The sequence below is a fragment of the Verminephrobacter aporrectodeae subsp. tuberculatae At4 genome (assembly GCF_000193225.1).
Lineage (GTDB): Bacteria > Pseudomonadota > Gammaproteobacteria > Burkholderiales > Burkholderiaceae_C > Acidovorax > Acidovorax aporrectodeae.
The window spans coordinates 1-476 of record NZ_AFAL01000793.1 but is presented as its reverse complement, the minus strand read 5'-3'; the positions used below and the strand labels follow the sequence as shown (position 1 = coordinate 476).

Here is a 476-nt window from a genome sequence, read left to right as displayed (position 1 = left end):
AGCGCCGCACGGCGCGCGCGCCGAGCGCGCTCCAGGCCAGCCAGGCGGCGAGCGTGAAACCGGCGTTCAGGGCCCACATGAGTTCCTGCCCCGCGGTCAGACCCAGCGCCCCCGCCAGCAGCAGCAGCGCCAGCGCCAGCGCGTAGGCGAGCACGGCAAAGCGCATGCGCCCCAGCGTCGCGAGCAGCGTTACCGCGAGCGCGAGCAGCGCCTGCGGCAACAGCCCCCAGGCGCCCGCGCGGCCCCAGTCGGCAATCTGCCCGAGCGCCGGCGTCTGCATGCGCCCCCAGCCGAACAGCAGTGCGGCGATCACCGGCGCGCCCACCAGCAGCGCCGCCGCCGCCGCGCAGGCCAGCGTCCAGGCCAGGACCAGGGCGCTGCGCACCGCCGTCGCCAGCGCGTCCGGGCCCGGGCCCGGCCCGGCAGCGTCCGCGGTCTGCGCATGGGCCTGCGCGATCGCCGGAAAGGCCAGCGCG

1 protein-coding gene is annotated in these 476 nt (G+C 78.2%); it reads right to left on the bottom strand.

The annotated features are described in order from the left end of the window. The coding region (locus tag VTU_RS34050; RefSeq protein WP_010108718.1) for a hypothetical protein at positions 1 to 476 on the bottom strand (476 nt) is incomplete at both ends.